General features: G+C 62.7%; 16 protein-coding genes. 3 read left to right on the top strand and 13 right to left on the bottom strand.

All coding sequences use genetic code 11. The annotated features are described in order from the left end of the window. The first annotated feature begins 5 nt into the window (after positions 1-5). Positions 6-263, top strand: coding sequence for a hypothetical protein (locus NAP1_RS09130; protein WP_156777235.1), 258 nt, complete (start codon positions 6-8; stop codon positions 261-263). A gap of 606 nt (positions 264-869) precedes the next feature. Here the strand turns inward: NAP1_RS09130 and pufM are convergent. The 9 genes from pufM to NAP1_RS09095 all read right to left on the bottom strand — a co-directional run bounded on the left by pufM (position 870) and on the right by NAP1_RS09095 (position 9,433). After that, entirely contained in the window at positions 870-1,796 is a 927-nt protein-coding gene (pufM, locus tag NAP1_RS09125) for a photosynthetic reaction center subunit M (protein ID WP_007164992.1), read from the bottom strand. Beyond that, entirely contained in the window at positions 1,796-2,632 is an 837-nt protein-coding gene (gene pufL, locus NAP1_RS09120; RefSeq protein ID WP_007164991.1) for a photosynthetic reaction center subunit L, read from the bottom strand. Before pufL ends, pufM begins: the two co-directional genes overlap by 1 nt. A 128-nt stretch (positions 2,633-2,760) precedes the next feature. Next, a complete protein-coding gene (pufA, locus tag NAP1_RS16320) occupies positions 2,761-2,889 on the bottom strand; it encodes a light-harvesting antenna LH1, alpha subunit (RefSeq protein WP_007164990.1) in 129 nt (42 codons plus the stop codon). Positions 2,890-2,975: 86 nt separating this feature from the next. Then, the gene (gene pufB / locus NAP1_RS16315) at positions 2,976-3,134 is read right to left on the bottom strand and encodes a light-harvesting antenna LH1, beta subunit (protein ID WP_007164989.1); all 159 of its coding nucleotides are present in this window, start codon (positions 3,132-3,134) and stop codon (positions 2,976-2,978) included. A gap of 120 nt (positions 3,135-3,254) precedes the next feature. Further along, positions 3,255-4,712, bottom strand: coding sequence for a chlorophyllide a reductase subunit Z (bchZ, locus tag NAP1_RS09115; protein WP_007164988.1), 1,458 nt, complete (start codon positions 4,710-4,712; stop codon positions 3,255-3,257). Further along, entirely contained in the window at positions 4,709-6,187 is a 1,479-nt protein-coding gene (gene bchY, locus NAP1_RS09110) for a chlorophyllide a reductase subunit Y (protein ID WP_007164987.1), read from the bottom strand. Before bchY ends, bchZ begins: the two co-directional genes overlap by 4 nt. Positions 6,188-6,239: 52 nt before the next feature. After that, on the bottom strand, positions 6,240-7,229 hold the full coding sequence (locus NAP1_RS09105) for a chlorophyllide a reductase iron protein subunit X (protein ID WP_007164986.1): 990 nt from the start codon (positions 7,227-7,229) through the stop codon (positions 6,240-6,242). Continuing rightward, a complete protein-coding gene (bchC, locus tag NAP1_RS09100) occupies positions 7,226-8,161 on the bottom strand; it encodes a chlorophyll synthesis pathway protein BchC (protein WP_007164985.1) in 936 nt (311 codons plus the stop codon). Before bchC ends, NAP1_RS09105 begins: the two co-directional genes overlap by 4 nt. 138 nt (positions 8,162-8,299) lie before the next feature. Then, entirely contained in the window at positions 8,300-9,433 is a 1,134-nt protein-coding gene (locus NAP1_RS09095; RefSeq protein WP_007164984.1) for a methyltransferase, read from the bottom strand. A 124-nt stretch (positions 9,434-9,557) separates the two neighbouring features. Between NAP1_RS09095 and crtD the strand changes: the two genes are divergently transcribed. Together crtD and NAP1_RS09085 are read left to right on the top strand one after the other, a co-directional pair. Then, a complete protein-coding gene (crtD, locus tag NAP1_RS09090; RefSeq protein WP_007164983.1) occupies positions 9,558-11,132 on the top strand; it encodes a 1-hydroxycarotenoid 3,4-desaturase CrtD in 1,575 nt (524 codons plus the stop codon). Continuing rightward, on the top strand, positions 11,066-11,974 hold the full coding sequence (locus NAP1_RS09085) for a hydroxyneurosporene dehydrogenase (protein ID WP_241761246.1): 909 nt from the start codon (positions 11,066-11,068) through the stop codon (positions 11,972-11,974). The genes crtD and NAP1_RS09085 overlap by 67 nt, the downstream gene beginning before the upstream one ends. Before the next feature lie 6 nt (positions 11,975-11,980). On the opposite strand, the gene NAP1_RS09080 is transcribed toward NAP1_RS09085, so the two are convergent. The 4 genes from NAP1_RS09080 to bchI are packed head-to-tail and all read right to left on the bottom strand — an operon-like array spanning position 11,981 to position 15,746. Next, positions 11,981-12,172 carry a hypothetical protein gene (locus tag NAP1_RS09080; RefSeq protein WP_007164981.1) on the bottom strand — a complete coding sequence of 64 codons (192 nt, stop codon included), beginning with the start codon at positions 12,170-12,172 and terminating at the stop codon, positions 11,981-11,983. Positions 12,173-12,187: 15 nt separating this feature from the next. Continuing rightward, the gene (gene bchO / locus NAP1_RS09075) at positions 12,188-13,081 is read right to left on the bottom strand and encodes an alpha/beta fold hydrolase BchO (RefSeq protein WP_007164980.1); all 894 of its coding nucleotides are present in this window, start codon (positions 13,079-13,081) and stop codon (positions 12,188-12,190) included. After that, complete coding sequence (locus NAP1_RS09070) at positions 13,078-14,748, bottom strand: magnesium chelatase subunit D (RefSeq protein ID WP_007164979.1); 1,671 nt, start codon at positions 14,746-14,748, stop codon at positions 13,078-13,080. The genes bchO and NAP1_RS09070 overlap by 4 nt, the downstream gene beginning before the upstream one ends. Beyond that, complete coding sequence (gene bchI, locus NAP1_RS09065; protein ID WP_007164978.1) at positions 14,745-15,746, bottom strand: magnesium chelatase ATPase subunit I; 1,002 nt, start codon at positions 15,744-15,746, stop codon at positions 14,745-14,747. The genes NAP1_RS09070 and bchI overlap by 4 nt, the downstream gene beginning before the upstream one ends. Positions 15,747-15,796: the final 50 nt, after the last annotated feature.

The following is a 15,796-nucleotide window of genomic DNA, read 5'->3' as shown; positions in this document are numbered from 1 at the left end:
TGGACATGATCGAAGCTTTCTTCGCGAGCGGTCACGCCGCCGATCTTGTGCTGGCGGTGCTGGCGGCGGAGGCGGTGTGGCTTCGCATCCGCGAATGGAGTTGGGCGCAGATCTTGGGGCTTGTGGGGCCCGCGGTATTCATAGTGCTTGCTCTTCGCGCCGCCTTGGTCGGGGCCGGTTGGGAGTGGGTCGCGGTCTTGCTCGCGCTTTCGCTTCCCCTGCACCTTATGGACCTGCGCACGCGGTTGTCAGGGGCCGGGTAGGTTGGTGCAGGCTTTATCTGGTTGTCGACCAGATTTGCGTACATTGACAGCGCGATCCTAAGGCGAAACAACGCGCTCCCACCTCGATGACGTCAAAGGCGCGCCTTGATCAGGATCCTCTTCGCTATTTTCGTTCTACTGGTCGGAGCCGCCGTTGCGTGGAATTTCGTACGGGGTGATGAGTATTCCTCGGTAACGATCTACGAGAGCGACCGAAGCCTGCGCAATGTGATGAAGTGCGTCTCCAGCAACCGCACACGGATCAAGACTGACATCCAGCCTATCAATACCTGCCGGACCAATCGCAGGGCTTGCTCAAGAGGTATGACGTATCTCTCGGCAGACGGGCAAATGCGTATTTCAGCGCGGCATTCCGATGACATCGTCGAGATCAGGGTTTCTCACAATCAACCACTCTCATCATCGGCTATCGAGACTTTGGAGCACTGCATCCGGTAGGTCCATTGCGCCCCAGTCCACCCGCTTCGCCTGTGCTCTCATCGGACACAAAGAGCTCTCATTCATTCTCAAACCAAAAAGCCCGGCCGCGCATCGCTGCGCAGCCGGGCCTTCTGGATAGATAGACCTATGAGGCGTTTGAACCGCCTAATTCATCGGAGCGTAGTAGTGCTCCTGTGCCCATAGGTACCAGTTGTCGACAACGGTTCCTGAAAGCAGGATGCCGATGCCGCCGGTAAGGGTCGTGAGAACCGCGAACCACCACGCCCAGCGGTGGATCGATTCCATCGTGGCGTTGAAGCCCATGGTCCAGCGCCAGAACAGACCTGCACGCTCAGACGCAGTCCCGCGATCGGTGATCTGCTCGATCTCGCGTTCACCGCCGTAGCGGCCAACCGCGAGGATCGTAGCGCCGTGCATGGCGAACAGAACTGCCGAGCCATACAGGAACACGATCGAAAGCGCGTGGAATGGATTGTAGAACAGGTTCCCGTGAATGAGCGAGAAGTTGTTCGTCCAATCCAGGTGGCTAAACACCCCGTAAGGCACTGCCTCTGCCCAGCTGCCAAGCAGCAGCGGCCGAATGAAGCCAAGCACGAGGAACAGCCAGATCGCCGAGGAAAACGCCCAGAAGATATGGAGGCCCATGCCAAGCGCCTTTGCCCGGTAATATGTCCGGGCGAGCCAGCAGAGCACCGCAATCGTCAGGAAAGCGCCGGTCATGATAAACCAGCCACCCTCATTGAGCGGCACGAACGGGCTGAAGCCGTATTCCGGTCCCGGAGGATCAAGCGAAAGCCAGAACAATTCGCGCATGAAGGTCTGGGGATCCCAACCGGCCTGAGCCCAGAAGTTGAGCCCGATGATCATGAAGGCGGCAAAGCCGAAGACCAGCGAGAGCGTGCCGAGCAGGCCAAGATAGATCGGACCGATTTGAGCCTGACCGAACTTGCCCATCCAGTAGCTGTAGCCAGTGGCCTTGATCCGCGGCTCGTTACCGGGCGGCAGCGGCACGCCCATTTCGGGCGGCCCCTTGACCTGGATTTGGGTGAAGATGTTTTGATAGGTAGCCATCAGATCGGTTCTCCTTCCCAAATCGGGATAGCCCGCCAGAAGTCCCAGAACTCGATCCAGCTTCCTGCGTACAAGGTACCCGAAATCACGATGCAGATGGCGCTCCAGAACCCTGCGTTGAGCGCAAGGAATAGCCCGACACGGTGGATGCCCAGCGTGCCGACCGAATAACCAATGAAGTCACGGAAATACGTGTCTTCGTACTCGGGTGAACGGACCTCATTGCCTTCGCCGGTGTTGACCGCCGAAAGAACCAGACCACCATGCAATGCAAGCGCGAGACAGTTCGTGAAGAAGAACGTGATCGCCAGCATGTGCACCGGATTGTAATGGAAATTCACGTAGTTGTAGCCCGTGTACGAAACCCAGTCCAAGTGCGACCAGATGCCATACGGGAATGCGTGCCCCCAGGCGCCCATCCAGAACGGACGGATCACGTTGAGAGTAACGAAGGCGAAAACCGCGACGCTGAATGCGATCGGCACGTGGTAATTCATGCCCAGCTTGCGTGAGATTTCCGCTTGCCTCATCACCCACGACCCGAAAGCGACGATCGCACACAGGGTAATCACCTGGTGGTATCCGCCCTCGGCAAGAGGTGCAAAGGCTAGCCCGGCTTCTATCGGCGGTGGCTGGATGTCGATAAGCCAGGGGTTGAGGGTCGGTCCCTGCGCTGCAGCGGCAAAGATCAGCATTGTGCCCAAAAGGGCGCTGATCGCTACCAATACACCGAAGAACCCGACGTAAAACGGCCCGACCCAGAAATCAAAAAGGTCGCCGCCGATTATTGTGCCACCGCGCACGCGGTATTTCCGCTCGAAACTAAGGAGCGCCATAGGTCCATCCTTCCCACCTCAAGGGCGGGCGTTATCGTTGCGTGTCGGTCTGTGGGAGGCAGGCAGGCGAACCTGCCCCCTCACGAAGTTTGGCTGTTCAGCTTCAAAAGCTTGGCCAACTCAGCGGATTAGCTGAGCCAGTTGTAGCTTTCGGTGCTGAGCAGGATGAAGTGGATCGTGAACGCCAGGACAGCGAGGCCGACATGAAGTGCGACCAGAGTCCGGCGAACATCGAAATGATGCCAAATCTTGTACATAATTGTTTCCTTATTCCATGAGCTTGGTTTGCCGATGCGCACGCCCGATAAGGGCGAGAGCGAGGGCAATCAGGCGGTTTGGAAGATCAGAGCGGCAGCCAGGGCTTGTTAGCCCAGATGAGAATGTGGGCTACCACTGCAATCGCGACGTAGAGTCCAAAGGTTCCCATGAACGCGCCATGGATTTCCTTTGCTTCTTCGTCGGTCAGGTAAGTCCCCACGCTGGGGCGATCACCATCGGCCATAGTCGTATCTCCGTATAGTTACATTGGAGCGGGAGCTGGATTGCCCCCGACGGTATCCGCGCGTGATCCCCCACGTGGATTGCGGATGCCCGATACATTCAGGCAAGTTGCGTAGCCTCATCATGCCACCTCTCCTTCGAGAAGCGCCTTGGCGAGACAATCTGCGGAAACTGTTGTTGCGCCCTTTCGGCGCGCGGCTGCCTCAGCGGCATCGCGCAGCCTCTTGGCAGCGGAAATTCGGATGAGGACGGGCTGTTTCTCGACCAGCTCGTCGAGCCGGACCTTGGCGTCCGCATCCCATTGCAGCTCTCGTTCGAGGCGGGCAGGGGTTGCCTCGCCCTTATCCATGTCGGTGCCGAGCGGGAGGATATGGAACAGCGCATCGAACAGCGCGTTGCACACTTCCTGCACAAGATAGGTCGCACCCGAATAGCCCATGAAGGGCGTGCCGATGTGGCGGCGAATGGCTGCACCGGGAAAGCTTGCCGGAATGAACATGCCGCTCGGGCCGAGCCCGCCGGCGCATTCGGCCATGTACATGCGCTCATTATAGCTGCCGAAGACGACCAGGGGACGGCTGTTATGAATGGCGGCGCGCACTTCGTCGTTCTTGGGCTTTACGCCAGCCTCACGGCTGAAGGCGAAGGCGCAAGGCAGCCCCATGTCTTCTTCGAGGAAGTGACGGATGCCGCGTGCATAAGTGTCGTTTGCAACGATGCCGAAATTGGCGGTGCCGAAGAAGTCCTGGGTGACAGAACGCCAAAGGTCCCAAAGCGGCTTGATCGTCGTGTGTTTTTCGCGCTCGATGAAGGGTTCGGGATCAAGCCCCAACTCTTCGCCGAGCGCACGGAGAAACTTGGTGGTGCTGGAAAGGCCAACCGGCGCCTGGAAATAGGGCCTTTCAAGCGTTTCGCACAGGTTGCGACCGAACTCGCGGTACATGCAGACATTCGCGTCTGCCGTGCCAAGCGCGCGGATGTCAGCAAGATGGCAGCCGAGCGGGAAGACCACGCCGACTTCGGCTCCGATCCCTTCGATCAGGCGGCGAATTTCCGCAAGATCCGAAGGCATGTTGAACATGCCGTAGGACGGGCCAATGATGTTGACGACCGGCTTCTCGCCTTCCTTGCGCTCTTTGACCTTGGGCGCTTTCTTCGGGCCGAATTCGGTCCAAAGCCAGGTCAGCGCGCGGTCTGCCGATTGCCACTGATCCTCGTCGATCGTGCGCGGCAGGAAGCGCTTGATGTTGGTGCCTTCGGGCGTGACGCCGCCGCCGATCATCTCGGCGATGGAGCCGGTTACCACGACGGCAGGCAGTTCCGGATCGAGCGTCTCCCATGCGCGCTTCATCGCGCCTTCGGTGCCGGTTTTGCCCAGTTCCTCTTCGCCAAGCCCCGTCACCACGATGGGCAATTCATGCGGGGGCAGGGCGTCGGTGTAATGCAGCACGCTGGTCACGGGCAGGTTTTCGCAGCCCACCGGACCATCGATGATGACCTGCAGGCCCTTCACCGCCGTAAAGACGTAAGTGGCACCCCAATATCCGCCGGCGCGATCATGGTCCAAGACGAGTGTCATGTGCCCACCGCCTCGGACGCCTTGCGCGCCGCTTCGTTGAGGGCCGCGTATTTCTTGCGGAATTTGGGCCTGTCGATGGGAGTGTCTTCCCATACTCCGGTGGCGTGGCCATCGCCGACGCCTTCGAAGAAATCGCGCATTTTGTCGAAGCGATGTTTGTTCGAAATTGCCGCGTTCACGACTTGCGCGAGACTGCCTGCGCCAGCTGGCCCCATCAGCGGGCGAGCAGAAATCAGGTTGGTGAAGTAAAGCGACGGGATCGCCTTCGCCTTTGCGTGCTGGACCACCGGGGTGGTGCCGATTGCAAGGTCGGGCTGGAATTCGTCGACAGCCGCGATGTCGTCTTCGAGGCTCGCGCGGAAGTTCACACGGATGCCCTTCGCCTCGAGCCATTCGCGGTCCGGATCGGACCACTTGGTGCGAGGGCAGGCGCTCCCGACATAGCGGACGTCCGCGCCGCTTTCGACAAGCAGGCGCGCGACCAGCAATTCAGAGCCTTCATAGCCTGACACCGTGATGCGTCCATTGACCGGCATTGCCGAAAGCGCGCCGCGGATTGCGCCGACAAAGCGATCTTTCGCGACGTCGACCTTCGCTTGCGCGATACCGCAGGTCTGTCCGATCGCATCGAGCCAGGCGGCGGTTCCTTCCGCTCCCACCGGGGCGGAGCCCAGGACCGGGCGGCCAGCGGCTTCGAATTCGCGAACGCTGGCGGTGTAGAACGGGTGGATGGCCGCGACCGCAGCGCAGTCGAGCGCCGAATACAGTTCACGCCACTCGCGAGTAGGAACAACCGGACCGGCCGCAAGCCCTAGCGGTTCGAGCATCTGTGAGATGCCGACGGGATCAGCCGGGAACATCTCTCCTAACAGAGTGATGGTGGGCCGGTCCGGTCGTTCCTTTGGCGCTGCGACAGGGCCCTGGGTGGCCTCTTCGCGCGCATAAGCGAGCATCGCGCCCGCGAGTACGTCTTTCGCCTCGGCGTGGGTAGGAATGCCGAAACCGGGAACGTCGATCCCGATGATGCGTACGCCGTTTATCTCGTTCTTGAGCAGCCGCAGCGGGACACCGCTGGCCGTGGGCACGCACAGATTGGTGACGACGATGGCGTCGTAGTGTTCGGGATCGGCGAGGTCTTCGACCGCTTCCTTGATATCCTCGAACAGCTTGCCGGTGACGAGCGTTTCGGACGAGAAAGGCACGTAGCCCACCGTCCGCCGAGCGCCGTAGAAATGCGATGTGAAGGTCAGACCGTAGACACAGCAGGCCGAGCCCGAGAGCACGGTCGCGGTGCGCTTCATGCGAAGGCCGACGCGCAATGACCCGAAGGCAGGGCACATCGATTGCGGCTGGTCGTGCGGGCCGACGGGATAGTCCGCCTCGTAACGGTCGAGCACTTCGCTCTTACCCGCCTTGCGCGCAGCTTCGCGCATGGTGTCGCCGCTCGCGCAGCCGCCTTCGGCAGGCGCGCTCATGTCGAGCCGGTCAGCGGTGCGTTGCGCGTTCGAGGCGGGTAAATCGGTCAGATCAAATCTCGTCGTAAATCACTTCAAGTGACGGCTTCTCTTCGAATGTTCCGCCGCGCATATCGGCCTGGGTGGCCGGGATCAGCTCTACGTTCCCGCCCGTTTCCTCCGGGCTGAACAGATTGAGCAAGCCATCCTGGTCGAGTGGAGAGGGTTGGCGCGGCGGTGCCTCCGCGACGTTCGTAGCAAGCTCTTCGAAAAGGCTCGCCCATTCGCCGCCCGGCGTTCCGATAATCTGGTAATTGGCGCTCTTGCGCCGGATGTCTTCGTTAGCGGGGATCGCGGTGAGCACCGGGATATCGACCGCTTTTGCGAAGGCTTGTGCCTCGCCCGTGCCGTCATCCTTGTTCACGATCATGCCGGCAACGCCGACGTTGCCGCCCATCTTGCGGAAATATTCGACCGCGTGGCAGACATTGTTGGCGACATAGAGCGATTGCAGGTCGTTCGAGCCGACCACGATCACTTTCTGGCACATGTCGCGCGCGATCGGCAGGCCGAACCCGCCGCAGACCACGTCGCCGAGGAAGTCGAGCAGCACGTAATCAAAGCCCCATTCGTGGAAGCCGAGTTTTTCGAGCAGTTCGAAACCGTGAATGATCCCGCGCCCGCCGCAGCCGCGACCGACTTCCGGCCCGCCAAGCTCCATCGCGAACACGCCGTCGCGCTGGAAACAGACGTCCTCGATCGTGACGTCTTCACCTGCGAGTTTCTTCTTGGATGATGTTTCGATGATGGTCGGGCAGCTCTTGCCGCCGAACAGCAGGCTGGTCGTATCCGACTTGGGATCGCAGCCGATCAGCAGCACGCGCTTGCCCTGCTGCGCCATCATGTAGCTGAGATTGGACAGGGCAAAGCTCTTGCCTGAGCCACCCTTGCCATAGATCGCGATGACCTGTGTCTCGCTCTTGGCTTCACCGGTGTGGACCGGATCGGGCTCTTCTGCGGCTTCGTCGCGCAGGGCCTGAGCCTGGGATTCAAGCATCGTCATTCAGTACCGTTCCAATCGAGAACCATCTTGAGACAATCGGGATCGCTGAAGGCCTTGGGATAGGCCTCGCTTGCGGATCCTGCGGGACTGTGGTCCGAGATCAGTCCAGTGAGATCGAGATCGCCGCGTTCGATCAGCGCCAAAGCTTGGGCCAGATCGTCCGGGTGCCATTCGGCAGCGATGCGCAGGCGCGCTTCCTTCATGAAAGCGGGCGCAAAGGCGAAGTTGATGCGGTCGGAATAGAAGCCGGCGAGCGTCAGCTCGCCGCCCTTGGCGAGCCTGCCAATTAGGGTGTCGAACAGCCCTGCATCGCCGCTTGCATCGTAGATCGAGCGATAATCGCGCCGATCATCGGTTTCGCCGTCCGTCACCGCGTAACCGACCGCGCCGCTGCTGCGATGCGCGTTCTTCTCCCAAACGGTGGGAGCAGGTGCGCCGAGCGCCAGGGTCAGCCGGGCCAGCAAACGTCCGAGGACGCCGTGGCCGATGATGAGATCGGGCGGTGTGCCGCCATTGATTGCGTGAAGCGCGGTCGCGGTGAGGGCGCAAAGCACCCCGTCAGCGCCCAGTCGTTCTGGCACGGGAAGGGCGCGGGCCGATGGGAGCACCACCCGCTCGGCAGTGCCGCCGAACAGTCCGCGTGCGCCGGAATAGCAATTGGCACCGGGCACAAACACCCACTCACCAATACGCGACCGGGCCGACGGGCCTGCGTCGACGACGCGTCCAACCGATTCGTAACCGGGGACGAGCGGATAACCCATGCCGGGGAATTCGGGCATCTGCCCGGTCCAGAGGAGTTTTTCAGTGCCGGAGCTGATTCCGCTCCACGCAATATCGACGAGGACGTCGCTGTCACCGAGCGCGTTCAACTCAAGCGCCTGAAGCGCAAGGCGCTCAGGTCCCTCAAGAATCACGGCCAATGTTTGCATGGTCCTGTCACACTCCCCGTCAAACCACTGCCCGAGCCGCGATCCCTTCGACTCGTCCAATGTGAGCAAAAACCTTTTTGCTCATCCGTGTGCTACGCCTTACACCTCTAAGTGTCAATTAAAGCGGACAGCTTATAGTCAGGCTGACGCGACAATTATGCTGGCGTTGACCGGTTGCGGGGTCGCGACGAAGCGAACCTTGGCAAATCCGGCCTTGCGGAGCATGTCGGCAATCTCATCTGTTGATCGGGCGCGGCCAGAGCCCATCGCCCATAGATAGAGCCCGAAGAACGCCTCCCCCATGCCCTCAGCGCCGGGCGCGCGGGCCATGGGCTCTGCGATCATCAGGCGGCCGCCGGGGGCAAGGCTGGCGCGGATATTGGCTAGCAGCCGTGAGGCGGGTCCGTCGTCGTGATCGTGCAGAATGCGAACAAGGCTGACGATGTCGTATCCGGTGGGGATCGGGTCTTCGAAGAAATTGCCTGGATGCGCGCTCACCCGATCGCTGCCGAACCTGTCCTCGAGCACCGCGGCGCCTTGGTCTGCGACTTCCGGCAGGTCGAACAGGCCGAGGTGAAGCGAGGGGAAGGCTTCTCCCATGCGGGAGAGGAACGCGCCGTGCCCGCCGCCAACATCAAGCAGGCGTGCGCCTTCGGGAAAGCGGAAGCTTGCTAGCACCTGGTCGGCGACGAAGTGCTGCGATGCGGCCATCAACTCGGAATATTCTGAGGTCTCCTGTCCGCGCTCGGCAGCACCGTGCAGTGCGCCTGCATAGGACCAGTAGCGCGAAAGCTCGGTCGGTACCTTGCGGTCTTTGCGCAAAAGCTCCAGCGGGTCGGCGAGATCGCGGTAAAGGAGCCGATGGTGGCGGATCATCGCCTGCGCGCCCGTGTCAGCTGCCAGAACCGCGCCCGCTTCGCCGAGCATCCAGCCATCGCTGATCGGCTCTTCGGATAGATTTAGCGGCCTTCCTGCGCGAAGCAGGGTCAGCGCCGCTTCCTCACTCAGATCGAGGTCGACCGCGACGCGCCGGTGGCTCACCGGGCCGGAAGCGAGCAGGTCGAACAACCCGCTTTCGACATAGGCGCGCAGGATCTGCGAATAGGTGAAGCCTGCCACCAGGTCGAAAGCCTCGCTCGCGCGGGTTTTGGCGATGCGCCGGACAAGCGGCAGCTTGGCAGCCCAGTACTGGAATCGCGGGTTCGCGAACACGCGGTTACGGCGTGCGACATAGCGCACCTTCCAGCTGTCTTTGGGCGACCCCTTGGTCATGTGCGCGGCTGCGATTTACACTGCATATGTCCAAATGATTGGACAGATGCTAGGCTTGCGTCAATGATGTTGTCCGGACTCGGAGCTTTTGCAGCATCGGGCAAGGCGCACGGAAAGTGGGGAGATGGGCGGCAGAGTCGTGGTGATCGGAGCCGGAATGGGCGGGCTTGCCAGCGCCGCACGGCTCTCTGCGCGCGGCTATGACGTGACGGTCGTCGAGAAAGAAGAGGGCGTCGGCGGAAAGGCGCGCCGCGTGACTGTCGATGGCCACCCGGTCGATGCTGGCCCCACCGTCTTCACCATGCGCGACGTGTTCGACGAGATCTTCGCCGAATGCGGGATGCGGCTCAACGATCGCGTCCGCATCCGCCGCGCCGAGATCATCGCCCGCCACGCTTGGGACGACAGCGAAACGCTGGACCTCTTCGCCGACCCTCTGCGCAGCGAGGAAGCGGTGGGCGACTTTGCCGGAGCAGAGGCAGCGCGCCTCTATCGCGAGTTCCGCCACACGACGCGGCGCATGCATGACATTCTCGACAAGCCGATGATGCGCGGCGACAACGTTTCCTCCCCGCTCCCGCTGCTGTGGCGCATCGGCCTGTGGCGTTTTTCTGATTTCGCTGCGATGCGCCCGCACCAGTCGATGTGGAACGCGCTGGGTGAATTCTTCCCCGACCCGCGCCTTCGCCAGCTGTTCGGGCGCTATGCCACCTATTGCGGCTCCTCGCCTTTCGATGCGCCTGCGACGCTCATGCTGATCGCGCATGTCGAGGCGACCGGTGTCTGGCTGATCGACGGCGGCATCCACGCGCTTGCAGAGGCGCTGAAAGACGCGGCTGAGGCGAAGGGCGCGCAATTCCGGCTCGGCACGTCGGTGGCGCAGATCCTGACTGAGCGTGGAAGCGGCGCGAAGGGAGTGCGGCTCGAAAATGGCGACGTGATCGAAGCCGATGCGGTAATCTGCAACGCCGATCCCAACGCCATCGCGCAAGGATGCTTTGGCAAATCGAGCGAGCGCGCGGTCAAGGCGCTCGCCCCAGAAAAACGCTCGCTTTCCGCGATGGTCTGGTTCGCCCATGCCGGGACGAGCGGTTTCGACCTCACCCATCACAACGTCTTTTTCTCGCGCGATTACCGGCGCGAGTTCGACGAGATCGCAAGCGGCCAGGTTCCGAGCGAACCCAGCGTCTATGTCTGCGCGCAGGACCGGGGAGGCCATGCGGCCACCGCCTCGTCCATCGCGCAGGGCAAGCGCGAGCGCATCCAGATCATCGTCAACGCACCCGCCAACGGCGACACCCATCCCTACCCAGACGAGGAGAAAGAGCGATGCACCACGCAGATGAGAGCGACGCTCGAAAGATGCGGGCTGGAGCTGGAGCAGGACATGCCCCAAGAGCTCGCCAGCCCGGCGGAATGGGAACGGCTGTTCCCGGCAACCGGGGGGGCACTTTATGGCAGAGCGTCTCACGGCTCGGCAGCTTCCTTCCTGCGGCAAGGCCCGCGAACGAGGATGCCGGGGCTGTATTGCGCGGGCGGGGCGACGCATCCGTCAGCCGGGGTCCCGATGGCCGCCTTGTCCGGGCTGTTGGCAGCGAAGAAGGTCGACGCGGACCTCGCTTCAACGAGGCGATCGAGCCGGGTGGCTATTCATGGTGGTACGTCGATGCCATCAGCGAGGAGGGGCGTCACGGGCTGACAATCATCGCGTTTCTGGGAAGCGTATTCTCACCCTATTACAAGAGTAGCGGGCGGGGCGATCCGCTCGACCATTCCTCGCTCAATGTCGCGCTCTATGGCCCCTCGCATCGCTGGGTGATGCACGAGCGTCCGAGCAGCGATGTAAGCCGCGATGAACGCAATCTCGAAATCGGGACAAGCGCTGTTCGCTGGGATGGGAACGTGCTCGAAATCGATATTGAGGAGCGCGACACGCGGCTCTTCAACCCGATCCACCGAAGGGTGGCTGGCAAGGTGCGCGTCCATCCCGAAGCGCTTAACCCAGCGAGCTTCGCGCTCGACCCGGCGCAGAACCATATCTGGCACTGCATGGCCCCGCGCGCCCGGATCGAGGTCGAGATGGAGGAGCCGGGCATTTCATGGAGCGGCAGCGGCTATTTCGACCACAATCGCGGACGCGAAAGCCTCGAGAGCGGCTTCAACATGTGGCATTGGTCGCGCGCTCACATGCGCGAAGGCGCTGTGGTCTGTTACGAAGGTGAGCGTTCGGACGGTTCGGTTTTCGCAAGCGCAATCCGTTTTAATGCCGACGCGATCCCGGAAGAAGTCGACCTGCCTCCCATCGCCTCACTGCCGAAGAGCGGCTGGCGGATCGAGCGGCGCACGCGCTCCGACATTGGCGTGGGCCATGTGCGCAGGACCTGGGAAGATACGCCTTTCTACGCGCGCAGCGAGCTTGCCTCAAAGCTATACGGTGAAGAGGTCGTCGCGGTTCAGGAAAGCCTCGACATGCGTCGCTTTGCCTCGCCCGTGGTGCAATTCATGCTCCCGTTTCGGATGCCGCGCAAAGCGGCGAAGTAGGCTGGTCTAGCCTACGTCCTCGGCAGAATTGGCCTTGGCCTTCTGAGCGGCTTCTTCCGCTTCGCGCGCCTCGCGTTCGGCGCGCATCTCGCGCACTTCCTTGCGCATCTTCCACCACTGCCAAAAGCACACCCCGATCGCGATGCCGTAAAACAGTGCGATCTCGATCCAGCCGAAGTTTTCGGTGAAGTTTTCCATCGCGGTGGCTCCTCCTCAATCGGCGGGTGCGAGCGTTTCTGCGGCGAATGCGCGGATCAGTCGCACCGCATGCTCGGGCACTTCCTCATGCGCAAGATGGCCGAGGCCTTTGAGCACTTCAAGCCGAGACGTCGGAAGCCAGGAATGCGCCTCCTTCGCCCAGTCGAGCGGGATGGCCGCATCGTCGGTCGAATGAACCAGCAGCACCGGATTGACGACCTCGTCCATGCGGGTACGCAACGTCGGCAGATCCCAGTTTGCCATCATCGCCAGCGCGCCTTTCGTGTGACGCGGATTCTTGAGAAGCGCTGAATAGCAGGCAAGCCCTTCGGCATCGATGCGCGAATTGGTCGACTTGTAGAGGAACCGATCCGCTTCCCCGCCAAAGCTCGCCGCGGCCGAGAAAATGCGCGGGACGAACGGATTGACGAAAAGCACCTTTGCAATCGCCGGAAAGACCTGCGCGGCGAGCCCCGGAAATGGGCGAAGCGCGGAATTGAAGCCGATTATGGGACCGCGAAATCCGTGGTCGAGCGCGATCTGCAAGGCCAGCGCCGCTCCGGCAGAATGGCCGACGATCATGTCAGGCTCGAATGCGGTGTTGTCGAGCAGCCGCCTTATCGCGCGCGCCATGCGAAGGAGCGATGTGTCGTCGGGCAAGTGGCCATGGGTGAAGGCGTGGCGCGGCAAGTCGCAGGCAAGCACCTCGAAATCGTTCGCCAGCGCTGGCATGATACCGCGCCAGCTGTGCACCGATGCGCCCGTTCCGTGGAGCAGCAAGATGCGCGGGGTTCCCGCGTCTCCCATACGCTGGACGTGCCAGTTCGCGCTGCCGATACGCACGAAGCTCGACGCCTCGCGATGCGGCCAGATTTGCCCTTGGCGGTTCCAGTCTAGCGCTGCGCTCATGCTGGCTCTCGCATGTTGGTCGAGATCGCCGAATGCAGCGCCTTGGCATCGGCGCGGGGTAAGGCGAGGTAGCGCGCTTGCATGTTGGCAGCGAGTTCCTGCCCCTCGCGTCCCGGCCTTGCCGAAATGTCGACCACGAGCGCATCGTATCCTTCGCGGGCGATGGCCTTGGCGGCGACTTCGGCGTCTTCGCCCGCCTGCTTGCGACCCGGCTGGCCCCCTGCATCGAGGTTGGCGCGGCCATCGGTGAGGACGATCAGGCTCGGCGTACGGCCCTTGCCCGTAACCGACCGTGCCAGTTCGCGTGCGGCGTTGAGCCCCATGGCGAGCGGGGTTCCGCCGCCGCCGGGAAGCTCTGCCAGCGCGCGCCGGGCGCGGGTGAGAGAGCGGGTGGGCGGCAGGAGCAGGTCTGCATTCTCCCCGCGAAAAGCAATGAGCGCGACTTCGGACCGGGTGACATAGGCCTGTGCGAGCATCAGTTCGACCGCGCCCTTGGCCTCGGCAAGCCGGGCTGCAGCAGCCGATCCGCTCGCATCGACCGCGAAAATCGTGACGCGCGCGGCTTTTTCCTCATAGCGGCGGATGCGCAGGTCTTCCTTGCGCATCAGGATCGGGGCATCGGGATCGGCATCGCGCTCGCGGCGTCTCACGCCCTGCCACGGAACGGCGGCGCGCAGTGTGTCGATGAGCGCGAGTCTCGCACCTCCACGCGGCATACCGGCGCGAGCGCCCAGCGGCTTGCCGCGCAGGCCTGCCTTGCGTTTCTGCCCTGTGCCCGACGCGCCGCGCTTGGGCGTCTTGCCATTCACGAGCTGTTCGAGAAGATCGCGCGGGATCGACGCAGCAGCAGCTTCGACGAGCATTTCTTCCAGCTGCTCGGGCGAGGGCATGTCGGTGTCGTCGGGTGTGTCGCTGCTTTCTGGCGGAGGAGGGGGTGGTTCCTGCTCCTCCTCTGGCGGTGGTTCTTGCGGCGGCAGCTGCGTGGCACGAGGCGCAATTACAAGGCGCGCGGCCGCTTCAAGGTCGGGTTTGGCGACCTCCTTGCGTCCCTCCAGCGCAGCATGAGCGCGGGCGGCCTCGGCGGCGTGAATCAGCGGGCGCAGCGAAGGGACGCCAAGCGCGGCTCCGGTCGTGGCAATCGCCCCGAGCGCATCATCCGACAAAGGCGCGGCTTCGCCCGATGCCTTCGCGCCAAGCTCTACTCCGCGCCATTCGCGCGACTGCGATAGGTCGCACAGGAACGCCAGCCGCTCGGTCAATGCCGCAGGCGGGGCGTCCTCGGGCTCGATCCCATCGTCGAGCAGAACCAGTGCAACCCGCCGGTCATCGAGCGCTTGTGCAAGTCTGCCCGCAACGGCCTCGTCCAGGCGTTCGGCCATGGGCACGACAAGCACGCCGCCCTGAGCTTCGGCCAGCAATCCTGCGGTTTCGATCGGCTTGCCGGCAGCAAGGCTCGCCGCAATGTCTATTCCGCCGAGCAGTCGCTCATCATCGACATGACCGGGCAGGCGGCGGGTAGGGAGCGCCTCGCCGATGGCCGCCACCAATGCGTCGCGCGCAGGCGAAGCGCCTCGCAGCACCATGCCGCCAAAAAGGGTGGGGTTCTGGATGAAGAGCTGTGCGGCGCGGATCGCGTCGTGGAGCGGGTCAGGAGCGCTTCCGCTCACCCGAACAGCTCGTCAATCGCGCGCGTGATGCGCACGGTCGAGCCGGTTTCGTCGAGCACATCGCGCCGCAATCTGTGGCGCAGCGCCGAGGGAGCAACCGCAATCAGATGCTCGCGCCGCACGGCCTTGGCGCCCTTGAGCGCCGCCAGCGCCCGCGCTGCCCGCATCAAGGTGAGTTCACCGCGAAGGCCATCGGCTCCCACCGCAAGGCACAGATGCGCGGCATCGGTCAGCACGTCTTCGCCCGGCTCAAGCTTTTCAAGCCGCTTCTTGCCCCGCGCGATCTGCTTGAGGATTTTCTCGTCTTCGCCCGCCCACTTCGCCGCAAAGGCTTGGGGGTCGCGTTCGTTCGCCGCGACGAGGCGCATGATCTCGACCCGCGTTTCGATGTCGGTGGGCGTGCGCACTTCGACCGAAAGGCCGAAGCGGTCGAGCAATTGCGGGCGAAGTTCGCCTTCTTCCGGGTTGCCGCTGCCAATCAGGACAAAGCGCGCAGGGTGGCGCACGGAAAGACCTTCGCGTTCGACCACGTTCTCACCCGAGGCGGCAACGTCGAGCAGCAGGTCGACGAGGTGGTCTTCGAGCAGATTGATTTCGTCGATATAGAGAAAGCCGCGGTGCGCTTTTGCAAGGAGGCCGGGCTCAAAACCTTTCTCGCCCGATCGCAGCGCACGTTCGAGGTCGAGGCTGCCAATCACCCGGTCCTCTGTCGCACCCAGTGGCAGGTCGACGAAGGGCACCGGCCTCTTGCGCAACGGCCCGCCGCCGCACACGTCCGGATAACGCTCGGCATCCTCTTTCGAGCCACCATAGGCGCAGTTCTGGTGCGCGGTAATCGGAGGAAGCAATCCAGCAAGCGCGCGCGCCGCTGTGCTCTTGCCCGTCCCGCGGTCGCCGAACACCATCACGCCGCCCACGCTGGGGTCGACCGCAGCGATCAGCAGCGCCTGCTTCATCTCGTCTTGTCCGACGATCGCGGAGAATGGGAACCGGGCCATGTAAGGCGCCTTGTGAACCCTCAAGCGCCATTCGACAAGCTTAGGTTACA

This window comes from Erythrobacter sp. NAP1 (assembly GCF_000152865.1).
Lineage (GTDB): Bacteria > Pseudomonadota > Alphaproteobacteria > Sphingomonadales > Sphingomonadaceae > Erythrobacter.
Note: the sequence above shows the minus strand (reverse complement) of the source record. Positions and strands in the feature narration are given on the sequence as shown.

Bases quoted from the DNA above. Each gene is read 5' to 3' on its own strand.
- pufM (WP_007164992.1), bottom strand. From the start codon at position 1,796: ATGGCTACCTATCAAAACATCTTCACCCAAATCCAGGTCAAGGGGCCG.
- NAP1_RS09105 (WP_007164986.1), bottom strand. From the start codon at position 7,229: ATGACGATGCTTGAATCCCAGGCTCAGGCCCTGCGCGACGAAGCCGCA.
- crtD (WP_007164983.1), top strand. From the start codon at position 9,558: ATGGGCGGCAGAGTCGTGGTGATCGGAGCCGGAATGGGCGGGCTTGCC.
- NAP1_RS09080 (WP_007164981.1), bottom strand. From the start codon at position 12,172: ATGGAAAACTTCACCGAAAACTTCGGCTGGATCGAGATCGCACTGTTT.
- bchY (WP_007164987.1), bottom strand. From the start codon at position 6,187: ATGAGCGCGCCTGCCGAAGGCGGCTGCGCGAGCGGCGACACCATGCGC.
- bchO (WP_007164980.1), bottom strand. From the start codon at position 13,081: ATGAGCGCAGCGCTAGACTGGAACCGCCAAGGGCAAATCTGGCCGCAT.
- NAP1_RS09095 (WP_007164984.1), bottom strand. From the start codon at position 9,433: ATGACCAAGGGGTCGCCCAAAGACAGCTGGAAGGTGCGCTATGTCGCA.
- pufL (WP_007164991.1), bottom strand. From the start codon at position 2,632: ATGGCGCTCCTTAGTTTCGAGCGGAAATACCGCGTGCGCGGTGGCACA.
- bchI (WP_007164978.1), bottom strand. From the start codon at position 15,746: ATGGCCCGGTTCCCATTCTCCGCGATCGTCGGACAAGACGAGATGAAG.
- pufA (WP_007164990.1), bottom strand. From the start codon at position 2,889: ATGTACAAGATTTGGCATCATTTCGATGTTCGCCGGACTCTGGTCGCA.
- NAP1_RS09130 (WP_156777235.1), top strand. From the start codon at position 6: ATGATCGAAGCTTTCTTCGCGAGCGGTCACGCCGCCGATCTTGTGCTG.
- bchZ (WP_007164988.1), bottom strand. From the start codon at position 4,712: ATGACACTCGTCTTGGACCATGATCGCGCCGGCGGATATTGGGGTGCC.
- bchC (WP_007164985.1), bottom strand. From the start codon at position 8,161: ATGCAAACATTGGCCGTGATTCTTGAGGGACCTGAGCGCCTTGCGCTT.
- pufB (WP_007164989.1), bottom strand. From the start codon at position 3,134: ATGGCCGATGGTGATCGCCCCAGCGTGGGGACTTACCTGACCGACGAA.